Consider the following 16,617-nt stretch of genomic DNA (forward strand, 5'->3'; position numbering starts at 1 on the left):
CGATTTTTGGATTAATGGGATATAATAATTATCCACAAAATTAGTCGTTGTATTTCCTTGTTTAAATTGAGGAATCGCTACAGATTTCTCTAGCATTGGCAGATTCGTTTTGATCCCATCAATCCGATAATTTGCCAATGCCTGTTCCAAACGCTCAACAGCTTCTTTCCGTGTCTCTCCCTTTACAATCAATTTACCAATCATTGGATCGTAAAAAGGGGTTACTTGATAATTTTCGGTAAAAGCAATATCATGGCGGATTCCTTTTCCCTCAGGTAAATTCACGCTTGTTATGGTACCTGGGGAAGGGAAAAATCGTACCGGGTCTTCCGCATAAATTCTTGTTTCTATTGCGTGTCCATTCCGTTTAATTTCCTCTTGTTTAAACGGAAGCTCTTCTCCATTTGCAATCCGGATCTGCATTTCAATCATGTCGATGCCTGTTATTTCCTCTGTTACAGGGTGCTCGACTTGAATCCTTGTATTCATTTCCAAAAAGTAATAGTTCTCTTCTTCATCCACAAGAAATTCAATCGTTCCCGCATTCGTATAAGAAATTGCTTTCGCTGCCTGGACGCCAGTTTCTCCCATCTTTTTTCGCGTTTTCTCTGAAATAAATGGTGATGGAGCTTCTTCAATCACCTTCTGATTACGCCGCTGAATCGAGCATTCCCGGTCAAATAAGTGGACAGCATTTCCATACTCATCTGCAAGAATTTGTATTTCAATATGGTGCGCATTTTCTATTTTTCTTTCTAAAAACATGGAACCGTTACCAAAAAAATTCAATGCACGTTCGGAATTACTTGTAAATACTTTTCTAAGTTCTTCCTCTTCCCGGACGACTTGCATCCCGATTCCACCGCCGCCTGCAGCAGCTTTCAGCATAATTGGATAACCAATTTCCTTGGCAAACTCTACCGCTTGTTCTACATCGGTAATTGCCTTTTCTGTTCCTGGTACAACAGGTACGTTTGCCGCAATCATTGCATTCCGGGCATTTATTTTATCCCCCATTTGTTGAATAACTTCACTTTTAGGACCGATAAAACGAATCCCTTCTTTTTCACATCGTTGTCTAAATACGGCATTCTCACTAAAAAAACCATAAGCCGGGTGAATAGCATCGGCTGCGACCTTTTTAGCAACATCGAAAATCTTATCCATATTCATATAACTTTCATTAACTTGAGAAGCTCCTAACAAATAAGCTTCGTCTGCCGCTTTTACGAACGGTGCTTCTTTATCCGCCTCTGAATAAACAGCAATGGATGTAATACCAAGACGTTTACAGGTCCGAATAATCCGAGATGCAATCTCCCCTCGATTTGCAATTAGTATTCTCTTAATCATTGGCTGCCCCCTCTATTAGATTACTGATCTCAACGGTTATCCTAGCATCCTAGATATCTTGCAATAACAAGACGTTGAACTTCGGAAGTACCTTCACCGATTTCTAAAAGTTTAGCATCACGTAGATAGCGCTCTACTTCATATTCCCTCATATAGCCATATCCGCCATGAATTTGGATTGCCTGATCAGCCGTGCGAACTGCAGTTTCTGAAGCATATAATTTCGCAAAAGCTGCCTCCTTACCAAATGGCTTATCTTGATCTTTAAGCCAAGCAGCTTTATGAACCATCGTTCTCGCTAGTTCAACTTCCATCGCCATATCTGCCAGCTTAAATTGAATCGCTTGAAATTTAGATAGGGATTGGCCAAACTGCTTTCTTTCCTTTGCATACTCGAGTGCTTTATCTAAAGAACCTTGGGCTATCCCGACACCTAGTGCGCCAATCGATATTCTTCCTCCATCCAGCGTTGAGAGGAATTGCTTGAATCCTTTGTTTACTTCACCAAGGACATTCTCTTTCGGGACGATGACATGATCAAGGACAATTTCAGCGGTATCCGAACCTCTGACACCCATCTTATCGTAATTGCTCGTAATTGTAACGCCGGCAGTGTCTGTTGGCACAATAATCGAGGAAATAAGTTTCTTCCCATTCTCATCCTTGCCAGTCACCGCAGTAACGATTAAAAGCTTTGCAAAGCTTGCATTCGTTATAAAGCATTTTTCCCCATTAATAACATAGTTGTCACCTTCCAGCACGGCGGTCGTCATTGTACCACCTGCATCCGATCCCGCATTCGGTTCCGTAAGTCCAAAGGAGCCGAGCGCCTTTCCTTCCGCTAAAGGTTTTAAAAATTTCTCTTTCTGCTCATCTGTGCCAAAATAATAAAGCGGACTTGCACCTAGTGAGACTGCTGCAGCATAACTAAGCCCCGTACTGCCGCATACCCGGCCAATTTCCTCCACTGCAAGAGCATAAGAAACCGTATCTCCGCCAGAACCACCATACTCTTCCGGAAATGGAAGTCCAAGTAACCCTAATTCACCAATCTGCTTAAATATATCTTCTGGGAATTCCGCCTTCGTGTCAATTTCAATCGCCCGTGGTCGAATTACTTCTTCCGCAAAATCTCTCACCATTTTCCTAATCATCTCTTGTTCCTTTGTTAATTCAAAGTTCATCCGCCTATTCCCCCTTGTTTAACTTATGAAAATCAAGACCGACTGGTTGGTCGGTATCCTGGTAAAAAAATACTCCTCTAGGAAGTCCCATCTCCTATATGCCCATTCCGAGTGACAGCATGAAGAATCAAGTCTGTGTAGATATCGGCTATTTCATCAATGCGCTTTTCTCCATTTCGCTGGTACCATTTATATGTCCAGTTCACCATACCGAGAATAGCCATCGTTGTAATATCAACGGATAAATCTCTACGGAAATTTCCAACAGCAATCCCTTCTTCGATTACATTTTGAATAATTGTTTTAAATTTATTCCGTTTCTTTTTGACGATTTCTTCATGTTCCGCTTTTAAATAAATGCTTTCTTGATAAAAGACGGTTAAATGAGCTTTATAAATGTCGAATACATTTACAAAGTCTTTGATGATTAGTCTTAATCTATCCTTGGGTGGCACATTCTGTTCATTTGCTTTGATGGCTCGTTCCAAGACATAGGTGATGAAGATATCATGGATAACAAACAATAGTTCATCCTTCGAAGTGAAATGGTGGTAAAACCCTCCCTTTGATATGCCTGCAGCGTCTACGATTTGGTTTACAGTGACGCCGTGGAATCCGTGTTGTTCAAATAAACTTAATGATGCTTCGATAATCCGTTCTCTTAGATCCGTTGAATTCATCCTCCCTCCAATGGAAGCGTTATCAATACTTTATCATATAATTTAAAATTGATAAAGAATAAACTTAATTATTTTAAAGTTGGGTTCTTAAAAAGCCTAGAGAATTCTCTAGGCTTTGTCGTTATTATTTTATTCTTTTTCCTCCTCGGCTTCGAAAGGTTTTTCGTAGGTGGTTTCTTTCCATGCTTCAGTTACCTCGCCGTCATGATCAGTGTCGATGACAAAGGAGCCGTTGCTGACGCGATCACTCATGGATAATTCAAGAGGATAGATCGAATGGGTAACTCCATTGGCCGTTTGAATGCTAATACTATCATTTTCATTAGCTGTAAAGAAACCTACGATGCGATGTGGCTTACTCTTCAATTCTCTTAACATATGGAGACCACGTTTCGCTCTCGTTGTTTTTTCGAACTCCGTAAGTCCCATGCGTTTCACAGCCCCCCGTTGCGTAACAAGGACTAAGGATGGGTCTGCCAAGTCTTCGAATATTTGACCACTAACAATGAATTCTTCGTCTCTTAAATTCATCGCTTTTACACCGGCTGTTCGCTGACCTGTCGGATTTACCTCAGATTCATGATACCATAGACCATATCCCGTATTTGATGCAAGGAAAATATCAGAATAACCGTTTGTTTCGTGGACGTCAATCAACTCATCGTCTTTCCTTAAATTAATTGCAATCATCGCCCGACCTTGTCGCTGGGTTTCATATTTGTCAAGCGCGGTTCGTTTAATCATTCCATTTCTAGTAAAGAAGACTAAATATTTCTTATCGGAAAACGCTTGGACCGGAATAACTCGAACCAGCCGCTCGTCTTCTGCAAGACTTGTAAAGTGTGAAATATGTGCCCCTAGATCCCTCCAGCGAATATCAGGGAGTTCATGGACAGGGAAATAAATAAACCTACCTTTAGTCGTAAATAAAAGAAGATGATCGGTTGTATTCAGCTCATAGAGACCGATTAGATAATCCAGCTCTTTCATTGTCAAATCATCATTATTCGAGGCACCGTAAGAACGTAAACTCGTTCGTTTTATGTAGCCATCCTTCGTAACAGATACAACTACATCTTCACTAGGAATGAGAACCTCGATGTTTATTTTCAACTCTTCTATTTTTTCTTCCACTACTGTCAAGCGTGGTGATTTGAATTTTTTCTTGATTTCCCTTAAATCTTTTTTAATCGTCTTCATTAACGTTGCTTCACTAGCTAGAATTGCTTCATAGGATTGAATGTTCTGTTCCAATTCCTTTGCTTCATTTTCCAACTGGGTAATATCCGTATTCGTTAGACGATATAGCTGCAAATTAACGATTGCTTCGGCCTGTGCATCGGTGAAGTCGAATGCTTTTATTAAATTCTTCTTCGCATCCCCTTTATCTTTAGATGAACGAATCATTGTAATTACTTCATCCAGGATGGAGAGCGCTCTAATTAGCCCCTCGATAATATGAGCTCTATTTTTCGCCTTATTTAAGTCAAATGTGACTTGCCTTGTAACGACTTCTTTTTGATGGTTAATAAATGCGTCCAATATTTGCTGTAAGGACATTAATTTCGGTGTCTTATCTTCAATTGCCACCATGTTGAAGTTATAAGAAACTTGCAAATCCGTATTTTTATATAAGTAATTCAATATCCCGGTAGCATCAGCGTCTTTTCTTAACTCAACGACTACACGCAACCCGGTTCGGTCTGATTCATCTCGGACCTCGGCGATGCCCTCTATTTTCCGGTCAATTCTTAGTTCATCAATTTTCTTCACCATTGCCGCTTTATTCACTTCATAAGGGATTTCTTCAATAACGATTTGCTCTCTGCCACCACGGATTGCTTCTATCTCCGTTTTTCCACGTACAATAATTCTTCCGCGTCCAGTTTCATAAGCTTTTTTAATACCGTCTACACCTTGAATGATACCGCCTGTTGGGAAGTCGGGACCTTGCATTACCTTCATCAACTGTTCAACAGTAGCTTGAGGCTTGTCCATCCGCATGATAACAGCATCAATGACTTCTTCTAAATTATGCGGTGGAATGTCTGTCGCATACCCAGCAGAAATACCTGTTGATCCATTCACTAACAAGTTAGGGAATTTCGCAGGTAGAACAACCGGTTCAAGAGTTGTTTCATCAAAGTTATAAATGAAATCCACTGTTTCTTTATCAATATCCCGAAGCAGCTCGGAAGCGATTTGGGATAGTCTTGTTTCTGTATAACGCATTGCTGCTGGCGGATCTCCGTCAATACTCCCGTTATTCCCATGCATTTCAATTAATTCCTCTTGCAGCTTCCAGTCCTGACTTAAACGGACCATTGCCTCATAAACGGAAGTATCCCCGTGAGGATGGTAGTTACCGATAACAGTTCCGACTGTTTTTGCAGATTTCCGGAATCCTTTATCAAAGGTATTCTTCTCCATATGCATCGCATATAATATTCTTCTTTGTACTGGCTTCAATCCATCCCGGGCATCTGGGAGAGCCCGGTCTTGAATGATATATTTACTATACCTTCCGAAGCGGTCGCCAATCACTTCTTCAAGGGATAGATCTAGAAATTTTTCTTGTTGCATCCGTTAATATCCCCCTCTTGGATTCATAGAGACATTGCTTCCTATTAAAAGAAATACCACTATACACATTATTCTTTTCTTATTTTTTCATTTTCAATAATATTTGTTTCTTCATCCAAGCCAAATCTCACGTTCGACTCAATCCAATTTCGACGTGGTTCCACTTTGTCCCCCATTAGGGTTGTGATTCTTCTTTCGGCACGGGCAATATCTTCAATCGTCACCCGAATTAAAGTTCTTGTTTCCGGATTCATCGTTGTTTCCCATAATTGATCCGCGTTCATCTCACCGAGACCCTTATAGCGCTGAACGATATAACCGTTTTTAAACGTATCTATTGCATCCTTCATTTCTTCTTCTTCCCAAGCGTAAACGACTTGTTCATTTTTACCTTTCCCTTTTGAAACCTTAAATAGCGGCGGCAAAGCAATAAATACTTTACCAGCTTCAATTAGATTCCTCATATACCGGTAGAAAAACGTCAGTAGGAGTACTTGAATATGCGCCCCGTCGGTATCCGCATCGGTCATAATAATGATTTTATCATACTGTACATCTTCCAAGTCAAAGTCGCCACCGACTCCTGCACCAATAGTATGAACGATCGTTGCGATTTCCTCGTTTTTAAAAACGTCTTCCAGTTTAGCCTTTTCTGTATTGATTACTTTACCTCTTAACGGCAGGACAGCTTGGAATTTACGATCTCTTCCTTGCTTAGCTGACCCACCTGCAGAGTCTCCCTCCACAAGGTATAATTCATTTTTCTGAGGGTTCCTAGACTGAGCAGGAGTTAACTTTCCACTTAGAAGTGCATCTTTTCTTTTACGTCTCTTCCCTGTCCGGGCCTCTTCCCGCGCTTTTCGGGCAGCTTCTCTCGCTTCTTTCGCTTTAATGGATTTATTAACCAGAAGTTTTGAAGTCTCCGCATTTTCTTCGAGGAAATATGCAAGCTGTTCCGATATAACAGCATCAACTGCTGAACGGGCTTCAGGAGTACCGAGCTTCGATTTCGTCTGTCCTTCAAACTGCAGCAAATTTTCCGGTATCCGGACAGAAACAATCGCAGTTAATCCTTCTCTTACATCCGTTCCTTCCAGGTTTTTATCCTTTTCTTTTAAAATTGAAGTTCTTCTTGCATATTCATTGATTGTCCTTGTAATTGCACTTCTTGCACCAAATTCATGGGTTCCTCCGTCTCTCGTACGTACATGATTCACAAAAGAAAGCATGCTTTCAGCGTACCCATCATTAAATTGGAAAGCGAATTCTACTTGAATCCCATTACTTTCCCCTTCAAAGAAGGCAACAGAATGGAGAACATCTTTCTCTTCATTCAAATAATCGACAAACGACTTCAATCCATCGGGATATTGGAAAACATCCTTCGTTTCTGAACGTTCATCTTCTAGTTCAATTTGCAGATTTTTTAATAGAAATGCTGATTCACGAAGTCTTTCAGAGATTGTTTCATAGTCATAGACTATTGATGTAAAAATGGATTCATCCGGTTTAAAGTGAATGATCGTACCTGTTCTCCTCGTTGGTTTTCCTTTTTCAAGGGTGCCAACCGGATTTCCGCCATTTTCAAACCGTTGAAAGTAGGTGTACCCATCTCGAAAAATGGTGATCTCCATCCATTCGGAAAGAGCATTCACGACAGAAGCTCCAACACCATGAAGTCCGCCACTGGTCTTATAGCCACCTTGCCCAAACTTACCACCTGCATGGAGAACGGTAAAGATGACTTCTACTGTCGGGACACCTGTTGCATGCATTCCGGTTGGAATACCCCTCCCTTTATCCGAAACGGAAATACTATTATCTTTATGTATCGTCACTTTGATTTCATTTCCATAGCCGGACAACGCTTCATCTACCGCATTATCCACGATTTCAAAGACGAGATGATGAAGTCCTCTTTCATCGGTACTTCCAATATACATACCAGGTCTTTTTCTGACCGCATCTAGTCCTTCTAATACTTGGATGGAATCATCGCTATATCGATTTGCTTGATTAGCCAATTTCTGATTTTCCCCTTTCCACCTGAAATCATTCACTGCTTTATTCCCTGCTAAACATTTTCTTTTCCTATATTATAATAGAACAAATGTTTGTAGAAGTAAATATAAACATTGCAATCATAAGCTTTCACTAAACTATCTTAACCTAAAAATAGAAAAAAATATACTGTAAGCATGATTTTCATTGCTTTCTTAATCCTAAAATACTTAACTTGCGCAGTCCGAAATCATTAGTAATCCTTTAATGTAATTAGTAATATCGGGAATTTATTATCGTTATTCACGCGCTTCAAAAACTTGTCCCGATGTCTCAACAGTTCCCTCCTAAAATCAACGACAAGAAATTACTTATCACTTCTATTCAGCGTAAGTGCAACTTTCATCTGGAGGTCCGCAGTCCAGACACCTCTCGCTTTCCGCAGGCGGCTGGTGAGCCTCCTCGGGCTACCGCCCTGCGGGGTCTCACCTAGGCCTATCCTCCTGCAGGAGTCTCGAGGTGTCTGGACTGCTCCGAGGAAAGTCTTGATTTAGTACACTATTCAATATTACGGAAATGCAATATTTATCATGGATTTCATGATAGAATAACTTCTGTTCATAATAATTATCCATACTAGTTCAGTTGCCCGGAGGACGGTGACTCCTGCGGGAAGGCGGAGACGATGAGACCCCGCAGGAAGTGCCTTTCTTCCAAAGCAGACTACGTTCGGAATGTCCTGTGGCAACGTCTGCATTAGCACGTACTGTGCGTCGAGGCTCAGCGCAGATCCCTAGGATACGCATTCGTCCTCCGGGCAACTGAACCACGATTAGAGAGCCAGCCTAGTGAACGAGCAAAATACTTACGCCGAATAGAAGTGATTAGCAATTTAATTGTGAAATATGTTTTTGCTTTCATATTTTCAAATGTGAAAGTTGAGTGAGAAACATCAAATCTATTGTAAAATCCATGGGAAAAAAAGAACAGGATGAATCTATTCACCCTGTTGCTCTGTCTATTTAACTAATACGGAATGGACTACTTTAATGCAGAGGTCCATAATGACAGTAAAGTCTCTTTCTTTCAAGTAATGATAAGCTTCTTCATTGATGATGCCTTGTTGTGCCCAAAATACCTTGCAATCTGTTTCAGCTGCATCTTTTGCAACATCCGGCAAATGTTCGGGACGGCGGAAAACGTTGATAATATCAATTTTTTCCGGTACATCTCTCAGTGTTGGATAAGCCTTTTCCCCGAGGACCTCGTCTACAGATGGATTGACGGGGATAATACGATAGCCTTGTTCTTGCATAATTTTCGATATTTGATAGGCTGTCTTTTCTTCATTTTTCGAAAGTCCAACAACTGCAATTGTCTTTGCTTCGCTTAAAATCTCTTGTAATTTTTCTTTTGATGGATTTTCCCAGCTCATGTCTCTCATCCTTTCTCTAGGGATTGATACTTCGAGTCATTCTAGTCACATCATAAGGAGAATAAGCTGAATAGTCAACCATACCGTCTTCCGCGATGATACATATTCCCGCTGGGATAAGTAATAAATTCCAGCTAACAGTACTTTTTAAACGAAATCCATGATAAAATATTTATAACATGTGTTCAAATTGTTGATGAAAGTAGGATGAATGATGGAATATGTATTATTTGCAATTATTGCCTATTTATTAGGATCGATTCCCTCTGCATTATTAGTAGGGAAAATTGGGTTCAATAAAGATATTCGCGAACATGGCAGCGGAAACCTTGGAGCTACCAATGCATTCCGAGTGCTTGGAATGAAAGCAGGAATCATTGTTACTTTATCTGATATTTTAAAAGGAACAGTAGCAACGGTTATTCCAATTCTGTTCGATGCATCCGTACATCCTCTTCTTATTGGCTTGTTTGCGGTTATTGGACATACGTATCCGATTTTTGCCAAGTTTAAAGGTGGAAAAGCAGTGGCGACATCATCTGGAATTATATTGGGGAGTTTCCCGCTATTATTCGTAATCATGGTTACTACTTTTTTACTCTCCTTATATTTATCCAAATATGTTTCACTATCTTCTATCATAACTGGAGTGGTTACGATTATTATTTCGTTGTTTTATAAGGACATTGTCTTAATCGCCATTATTTCGTTTCTTACTCTGTTTGTTATCTACCGTCATAAGGAGAACTTGAAGCGAATTAAAAACGGTACCGAACCAAAAATCACATGGATGTAAAATAAGAAGTGCTCTTATCAAGGAGTACTTCTTTTTAGGATAAGAAAACGAATCTTTTCTTTCAAGAGAATAAAATTTACTGCATTGATTTTCATTATGATTGTGCAGTATGTTTACAAATAGCGGATAAATGAAGGTAATCCGTTTAAATTGAATAAGATTAGGCGTTTCGGTATACTGAAATTTAATCAATAATAGAAAGTAGGCTCGATTATGTCTCAAACAAAAAATAGTACTTTAAAACAACTTCCTCATAAAGAGATAAGACATAGATTATTCGGATCCGTTGAACCGATAGAAAAAACAAAACCGACTGAGAAGGAAAATATGCACGATATTCAAAACGAAAAAAAAGATTTTCTCTTTGAACTTGATTCGGTTGGAATTACAAACGTCAAACATCCCATTACTATTAAAAGCGACATGAAACCTACAACCCAAACAACAATTGGAACGTTCAGTTTTAGCTCTTCCCTGCCCCAAGCGAGCAAGGGAACGAACATGAGTCGCTTTACGGAACAGCTGAACAACTACTATAGTGAAGGATTTGTTGTAAGCTTTACCTCTCTTAAGGCATTTACCAAAGAGTTAAGCGAACGCCTGGAGCAACAAGATGCTACAATCGAAATAAGTTTTCCGTGGTTTTTTGAAAGAAACGCGCCACATACAGAACTAAGTGGATTGAACCATGCTGATATCACAATGGCAGTTACGTATGACAAATTATCTGGTTATACAATGTGTGCAAGTCTTCGTGGTAAAGTAGCTACACTTTGTCCTTGTTCGAAGGAAATTAGTGAATATAGTGCCCATAATCAAAGGGGCAATATTACTATGGAGATTGAATTCACAAGTGATTTCACTGAAGGTGCTATCGATTGGAAATCCCATTTATTAGAAGCGGCTGAAAGTAATGCATCAAGCAGGCTTTACCCCGTTCTTAAACGGCCAGATGAAAAAGTTGTCACCGAAACCGCATATGAAAATCCGCGGTTTGTAGAAGATATCGTGCGGCTTGTGGCGGCAGATCTTTATGAAATGGATTTTGTCTCCAAGTTTAAAGTGAGCTGCCGAAATGAAGAGTCTATTCACCTACATGACGCGATCGCTTCTGTCAGTTTCGACAAATCTGCGAAAAGTAGTGAGTAACATGAAATATATCTTTATTGGACTCGTCCGCTTCTATCAACTTGCCATTAGCCCATATACACCTGCTTCCTGTAGGTTTTATCCAACATGTTCGAGTTACAGCCTAGAAGCTTTTAAACGGTTTGGAGCTTTGAAAGGTTTGTATCTCAGTGTGAAACGGATTAGTAAATGTCATCCACTCCATCCCGGTGGGGTTGATTATGTACCTGAAAAGAAAGAGAAACACAAGAACACCAGATAATTGGAGATGGACCCAATTGTCTGGTGTTCTTTTATCACGATCAATCCGTCCGTAGAATTTCTTTTGCATGAAGTTTCACTTTATATATTAAACCGTTTAATCTGTTCCCAAACCGCTTCTTTAAAAAGAATTTTCCGTTGATACTCTCCAAATAAATCATAATGGGGGTACTTGTCTTTATAATCAATCCAATGGTCTTCAAGTCCATGGCTTCTTCCCCAGGTTTTTAATTTTTCAATATCGCCACAGCCCACTTTCGTTACCGTATCACATTCCGGAAAACGTTCATCAATCCAGTAATGTGTAAGGAACGCGATTTGGCCATTGCGAACTTGTAACTTCCAATGCTGCAGCTCTTCACGATTAATTCCAAAAGCCATCGTTATTCTCCTTCAACTTCTCCGCTATAAATTTCGTGCCATTCTGGGAATTTCCTCCTTAGCGATAAAGGACGAAATGTTTCTTTACTAACTATAACGTGTCTCGTCAAGCCCTTTACAGCGACCTCACCGTCTTCCCCGATCACTTCATACCCATATGCAGATCGAATCCCATCATATTCAGCTAACCATGTATCAATATGTACAGCTTCACCGTAACGGACCGGTTTGATAAAAGAAAGCTCTGCATCAATAACTGGTGATACAACACCATGCTTTTCCATTTCCGGATAAGATAGTCCTAACGCTTCGATTAATTTCGTTCTGCCAATTTCAAACCAGATTAAATAATTGGCATGGTAAACGACGCCCATCTGATCCGTTTCTTGATAACGTACTTCTATTGCTGTTCTTACCTTCTTCAAAACAAATACCTCCGTTATTTAGCCGGTTCTTCACTACTATGTATATGATTATCGTATCACGTTTGCGGCTGTCTGCAAAAAAACAAGACCCCAAATTTGGATGGTTGAGGTCTTGTTTTCCTTACTTTTCTACGGCAGCAAAACCGCTCCTGCGCCTAGCAAAGTCCAAGTAGCCGCAGTCACAGATGTTGCAAAGACAATCGCGCATCAGGCCTGTAAGGGCGCTTTTTATTCTTAATTATTTATTTTGATTTTGTGCTTCATCTTTAATTTCTTCACGAAAGCCTTCAATAGCTTCTTTACGACGTTTGTTTTTAGCTAAAATTTGCTCTTTTCCTATTTCGTCGGAGAATTCCATTGTTTCCTCGGCTTCTTCCATATTCTCCAACGTATCCTGGATCATATCCTGCATTTTTTCCACGTTATCACTTCGGTCGTCCGGTTTGGGCTTGTTTTTATCTGGTGACATACAACTTCTCCTTTCAACTGTAGTAGTTGTATGTTTTGCAGAAGCAAGTGAAAATATGCAATTAATTTAAGGTATCAAGCATTTCTTCCATAAACTCATAATCCATTGGCCCTACATGACGCGGTTCCTGGATAACGCCATCTGAGTTGATAAAATAGGTCGTTGGCAATGTAAGTACGCCATACTCCTTACCAACTGATCCCTCACGGTCTAAGGGGCTCGGAAATGTATAGCCAAACTCATCAAGGAAGTCAATTACTTTCTCATCTTTTTCATTAAAGTTAACAGCGATTATTTTAATATCATCCTGATGGGCGTCGTAAAATTTCTGTATTTCAGGCATTTCTTCCCGGCATGGCGGACACCAGGTTGCCCAGAAATTGAGGATTACTTTCCCTCCTTTTAATTCGGATAGGCTAACTACTTCGCCGTCCAATGTTTCCAGTGAAAAATCGGGTGCAGCTTCTCCTGGTTGAATACCAACACTTTCAACAGGTGCAATCATCCCGCCTGAAACCGATGTATCACCCGTCACATCATATAAATTCGGCCCCGCTTCTTCTTCTTTTTTATCGGTGGCTATATTTCCAATCATAATTCCAACTAAAATAACAAGAAAACTAATTCCAAATATTACTTTTTTCACAACATCTCCCCCGATATTCATAAACCTTATATTAATAGTAATTTGTATAAGGATAGAAGTAAAGTTATCCGAGTCATTGTTCGTAAATTAGTCAAAAAAGCGGCTGTATGAACACTTAGCGGCTTTCTATTATGTGCAACCTGCATGGGCTATAGCTTGGTGATGAAAGTCCATACAAGGAACTGTTAGTTGAAGGCAAGGGTGTTAGGAGTGGTTCAGAATCTGAAGGAAGCAGGAAGCAAAACCCCAAACTGGCGAACATAAATTGTATGTAAGGCTTGCTTGGAATGGACGAGTTTGCATGACAAAACAAAGTCCGATACTGCACGAGTACCACACAGTAGATACAAAAGTTAAATGAGAGGAAGGTTATAGCTTACCCGGGAAGGTTTCACAGAGGTTACTTGATTGAAAAAGATTTATCATGAGAAGTCAGCAGAAGTTGTACATAAGGTATGTGAGAAGGTCGACTAACCAATTAATGGTTAGTCACCTACTCAATTTTCACCTAATAAGTTTAAGCTAATTTTTCACGTAGAACCATTTGCAGAATTCCGCCGTGACGATAGTAGTCGATTTCTACCGGGCTGTCAAAGCGGGCAATTGCTGTGAACTCGGTAATTTTACCGTCTTCTGCTACTGCAGTGACTTTTACCGGGCTGTTTGGCTGAACATTTTCATCAATATCGACGTGGAACGTTTCTTTTCCTGTTAAGCCAAGCTTCTCAGCACTGTCGCCTTTTGCAAATTGAAGTGGTAATACTCCCATCATAACTAGGTTAGAACGGTGGATACGTTCATAGCTTTCCACGATAACTGTCTTAATTCCTAAAAGGTTCGTACCTTTAGCAGCCCAGTCACGGGAAGATCCCATTCCATAGTCTTTACCACCGATAACAACTAATCCAGTGTTGTCTTCTTTATATTTCATCGCTGCATCGTAAATTGGCATTACTTCTTCAGTTGGCCAGTATGTTGTGTAGCCGCCTTCGGTACCTGGAGCCAATTTGTTACGGATACGGATATTTGCAAATGTACCACGCATCATGATCTCGTGGTTACCACGACGGGAACCGTAAGAGTTGAAGTTTCTAGGCGATACACCTTTTTCCTGTAGGAATTGACCAGCAGGCATATCTTTTGCAATTGCTCCCGCAGGTGAAATATGGTCTGTTGTAACCGAATCACCAAAGTAACCAATTGCACGTAAGTTACTTAGTTTCTGAACAGTACCTGCCTCTTTCGCTAATCCTTCAAAGAATGGCGGGTTTTGAATATAAGTAGAGTCCTCATCCCACTCGAATAATGGTTCGTCTGTAGTATCAATTGCGTTCCATTTTTCGTTGGAGTCAAAAACGCTCTCATATTCTTTACGGAAGATTTCCGGTGTAACAACTTTCGCGACTTCTTCTTTAATTTCTTGTGCTGTCGGCCAGATATCATTCATGTAAACTGGATTTCCATCTCGATCTGTTCCAAGTGGATCTTCTTGCAGATTAATATCCACAGTACCTGCTAGCGCATATGCCACAACAAGTGGTGGTGATGCTAAATAGTTCGCTTTAACTAGCGGGTGGATTCTTCCTTCAAAGTTCCGGTTACCGGATAATACGGAAGAAGCGATTAAATCGGAATCAACAATTGCTTTTTCGATTTCTTCTAATAAAGGTCCAGAGTTACCGATACATGTTGTACAACCGTAACCAACAAGGTTAAAGCCAAGTACATCCAAGAACTTTTGTAATCCAGCATCTTCTAGATAACGGGTTACAACTTTAGAACCTGGAGCTAAAGATGTTTTGACATGTTCAGGTACTTTCAGCCCTTTTTCTACTGCATTTTTCGCAACTAAACCTGCACCTAACATAACATACGGGTTAGATGTGTTTGTACAAGATGTAATTGCAGCGATTGCAAGGGATCCTGTCTTCATAACAGATTCATTACCGTTTTTATGAGTAACCTTTACTTCTTTATCGAATTCGGATTTATCTTTTCCAAATCCTTGGTTGCCTTCAGGAGCTGTAATCGCCTTCCTGAATTCTTTTTGCATATTAGATAAAGAAATCAAATCTTGCGGACGCTTAGGACCAGATAAATTCGGCTCTAGTTCAGACAAATCGATGATGACAACGTCTGTATATTCTGGATCGCCATCTTCCGGGTCGTACCATAGACAGTTTTCTTTACTATATTTCTCAACAAGGTCAATTAGTTCTTGACTGCGCCCTGTCAAGTGTAAGTAGCTTAATGTCTCTTCGTCTACAGGGAAGAAACCACAAGTTGCACCATACTCAGGCGCCATGTTAGAAATTGTTGCGCGGTCAGCTAGCGGCATGTCTTTCAGGCCCGGACCGAAGTATTCTACAAACTTACCTACTACGTTTTTCTCACGCAGCACTTGAGTAACTTTCAGTGCAAGGTCTGTTGCAGTAGTTCCGTTCGGGAAACTTCCAACAAATTTAACACCGATTACTTCTGGTGCTGGGAAATAAGATGGTTGACCGAGCATTCCAGCCTCAGCCTCAATACCACCAACACCCCAACCGAGTACGCCAAGCCCGTTAATCATTGTTGTATGGGAGTCTGTTCCCACGAGAGTATCTGGGAACGCCTCGTACTCTTTCTCTTCATTTTCAAGGGCGTGCACAACATTTGCAATGTATTCCAGGTTAACTTGGTGAACAATACCAGTTGCTGGAGGAACTGCACGATAGTTGTCAAATGCTTTTTGGGCCCAGTTCAAGAATTCATAGCGTTCAGCGTTTCTTTCAAATTCAATGTCCATGTTCGCTTGCAGGGCATTTGGCGTACCGTATTGATCCACTTGGACGGAGTGGTCAATAACTAAATCAACTGGTACTTCAGGATTAATCTTGTCTGGTTCGCCACCCATATCCACCATAGCTTTTCTTAAGGAAGCAAGGTCAACTACTGCCGGAACACCGGTAAAGTCTTGCAAGATAACACGAGAAGGTTTAAATGGCACATCTACACCCTTCGCGTCTTTCTTCCCCCATTTCGCAAGCGCCTCAACATGTTCGTCTTTAATTTGATGGTCGTCATGTTGACGGAGTACGGACTCTAAAAGAACACGTACAGAGAATGGCAGACGTTTAATATCGCCCAGCCCTTGTTCTTCTAGAGTTTTCAAATCATAGTAATTGTAGGTCTTGTCGTTTAATTCAAATTGCTTTCTCGCTTTAAAAGCATTCTTTGACATTCAATACTACCCCTTTCTTAGTTGCTACCAATCTTTGTTTTTAACAAACTGG

At 40.4% G+C, this 16,617-nt stretch carries 14 protein-coding genes; 3 read left to right on the forward strand and 11 right to left on the reverse strand.

Going from position 1 to position 16,617, the window contains the following annotated elements:
* From WKU33_RS05245 to WKU33_RS05270, 6 genes are all read right to left on the reverse strand, one after another.
* Positions 1-1,353 (reverse strand): acetyl-CoA carboxylase biotin carboxylase subunit (locus tag WKU33_RS05245; protein WP_336251675.1); only part of this gene is annotated, 1,353 nt, incomplete at its 3' end.
* A gap of 41 nt (positions 1,354-1,394) precedes the next feature.
* The gene (locus WKU33_RS05250; protein ID WP_188857454.1) at positions 1,395-2,537 is read right to left on the reverse strand and encodes an acyl-CoA dehydrogenase family protein; all 1,143 of its coding nucleotides are present in this window, start codon (positions 2,535-2,537) and stop codon (positions 1,395-1,397) included.
* Positions 2,538-2,614: 77 nt separating this feature from the next.
* Entirely contained in the window at positions 2,615-3,217 is a 603-nt protein-coding gene (locus tag WKU33_RS05255; protein WP_336251674.1) for a TetR/AcrR family transcriptional regulator, read from the reverse strand.
* 129 nt (positions 3,218-3,346) lie between these two features.
* On the reverse strand, positions 3,347-5,800 hold the full coding sequence (gene parC / locus WKU33_RS05260; RefSeq protein WP_340453561.1) for a DNA topoisomerase IV subunit A: 2,454 nt from the start codon (positions 5,798-5,800) through the stop codon (positions 3,347-3,349).
* A gap of 68 nt (positions 5,801-5,868) precedes the next feature.
* Positions 5,869-7,824 carry a DNA topoisomerase IV subunit B gene (gene parE, locus WKU33_RS05265; RefSeq protein ID WP_340453563.1) on the reverse strand — a complete coding sequence of 652 codons (1,956 nt, stop codon included), beginning with the start codon at positions 7,822-7,824 and terminating at the stop codon, positions 5,869-5,871.
* A gap of 995 nt (positions 7,825-8,819) precedes the next feature.
* Positions 8,820-9,236 (reverse strand): CoA-binding protein, encoded by a 417-nt coding sequence (locus WKU33_RS05270; RefSeq protein WP_156856486.1) that lies wholly within the window; start codon positions 9,234-9,236, stop codon positions 8,820-8,822.
* A 214-nt stretch (positions 9,237-9,450) separates the two neighbouring features.
* Between WKU33_RS05270 and plsY the strand changes: the two genes are divergently transcribed.
* From plsY to yidD, 3 genes are all read left to right on the forward strand, one after another.
* Positions 9,451-10,032, forward strand: coding sequence for a glycerol-3-phosphate 1-O-acyltransferase PlsY (gene plsY, locus WKU33_RS05275; RefSeq protein ID WP_156856517.1), 582 nt, complete (start codon positions 9,451-9,453; stop codon positions 10,030-10,032).
* A gap of 213 nt (positions 10,033-10,245) precedes the next feature.
* On the forward strand, positions 10,246-11,181 hold the full coding sequence (gene folE2 / locus WKU33_RS05280; protein ID WP_340453565.1) for a GTP cyclohydrolase FolE2: 936 nt from the start codon (positions 10,246-10,248) through the stop codon (positions 11,179-11,181).
* 1 nt (position 11,182) lies between these two features.
* Positions 11,183-11,422 carry a membrane protein insertion efficiency factor YidD gene (yidD, locus tag WKU33_RS05285; protein ID WP_229782685.1) on the forward strand — a complete coding sequence of 80 codons (240 nt, stop codon included), beginning with the start codon at positions 11,183-11,185 and terminating at the stop codon, positions 11,420-11,422.
* An 80-nt stretch (positions 11,423-11,502) separates the two neighbouring features.
* Here the strand turns inward: yidD and WKU33_RS05290 are convergent, their stop codons facing one another.
* The 5 genes from WKU33_RS05290 to acnA all read right to left on the reverse strand — a co-directional run bounded on the left by WKU33_RS05290 (position 11,503) and on the right by acnA (position 16,565).
* Complete coding sequence (locus WKU33_RS05290) at positions 11,503-11,802, reverse strand: hypothetical protein (RefSeq protein WP_156856516.1); 300 nt, start codon at positions 11,800-11,802, stop codon at positions 11,503-11,505.
* 2 nt (positions 11,803-11,804) lie between these two features.
* Positions 11,805-12,227, reverse strand: coding sequence for an acyl-CoA thioesterase (locus WKU33_RS05295; protein ID WP_188857467.1), 423 nt, complete (start codon positions 12,225-12,227; stop codon positions 11,805-11,807).
* Positions 12,228-12,465: 238 nt separating this feature from the next.
* Positions 12,466-12,696 carry a small acid-soluble spore protein Tlp gene (gene tlp, locus WKU33_RS05300; protein ID WP_188857468.1) on the reverse strand — a complete coding sequence of 77 codons (231 nt, stop codon included), beginning with the start codon at positions 12,694-12,696 and terminating at the stop codon, positions 12,466-12,468.
* A gap of 61 nt (positions 12,697-12,757) precedes the next feature.
* On the reverse strand, positions 12,758-13,342 hold the full coding sequence (locus WKU33_RS05305) for a TlpA family protein disulfide reductase (RefSeq protein ID WP_336251672.1): 585 nt from the start codon (positions 13,340-13,342) through the stop codon (positions 12,758-12,760).
* A 517-nt stretch (positions 13,343-13,859) separates the two neighbouring features.
* Positions 13,860-16,565, reverse strand: coding sequence for an aconitate hydratase AcnA (gene acnA / locus WKU33_RS05310; RefSeq protein ID WP_188857470.1), 2,706 nt, complete (start codon positions 16,563-16,565; stop codon positions 13,860-13,862).
* Positions 16,566-16,617 lie beyond the last annotated feature (52 nt).

Source organism: Oceanobacillus sp. HCA-5259, from assembly GCF_037892815.1.
Lineage (GTDB): Bacteria > Bacillota > Bacilli > Bacillales > Amphibacillaceae > Oceanobacillus > Oceanobacillus indicireducens.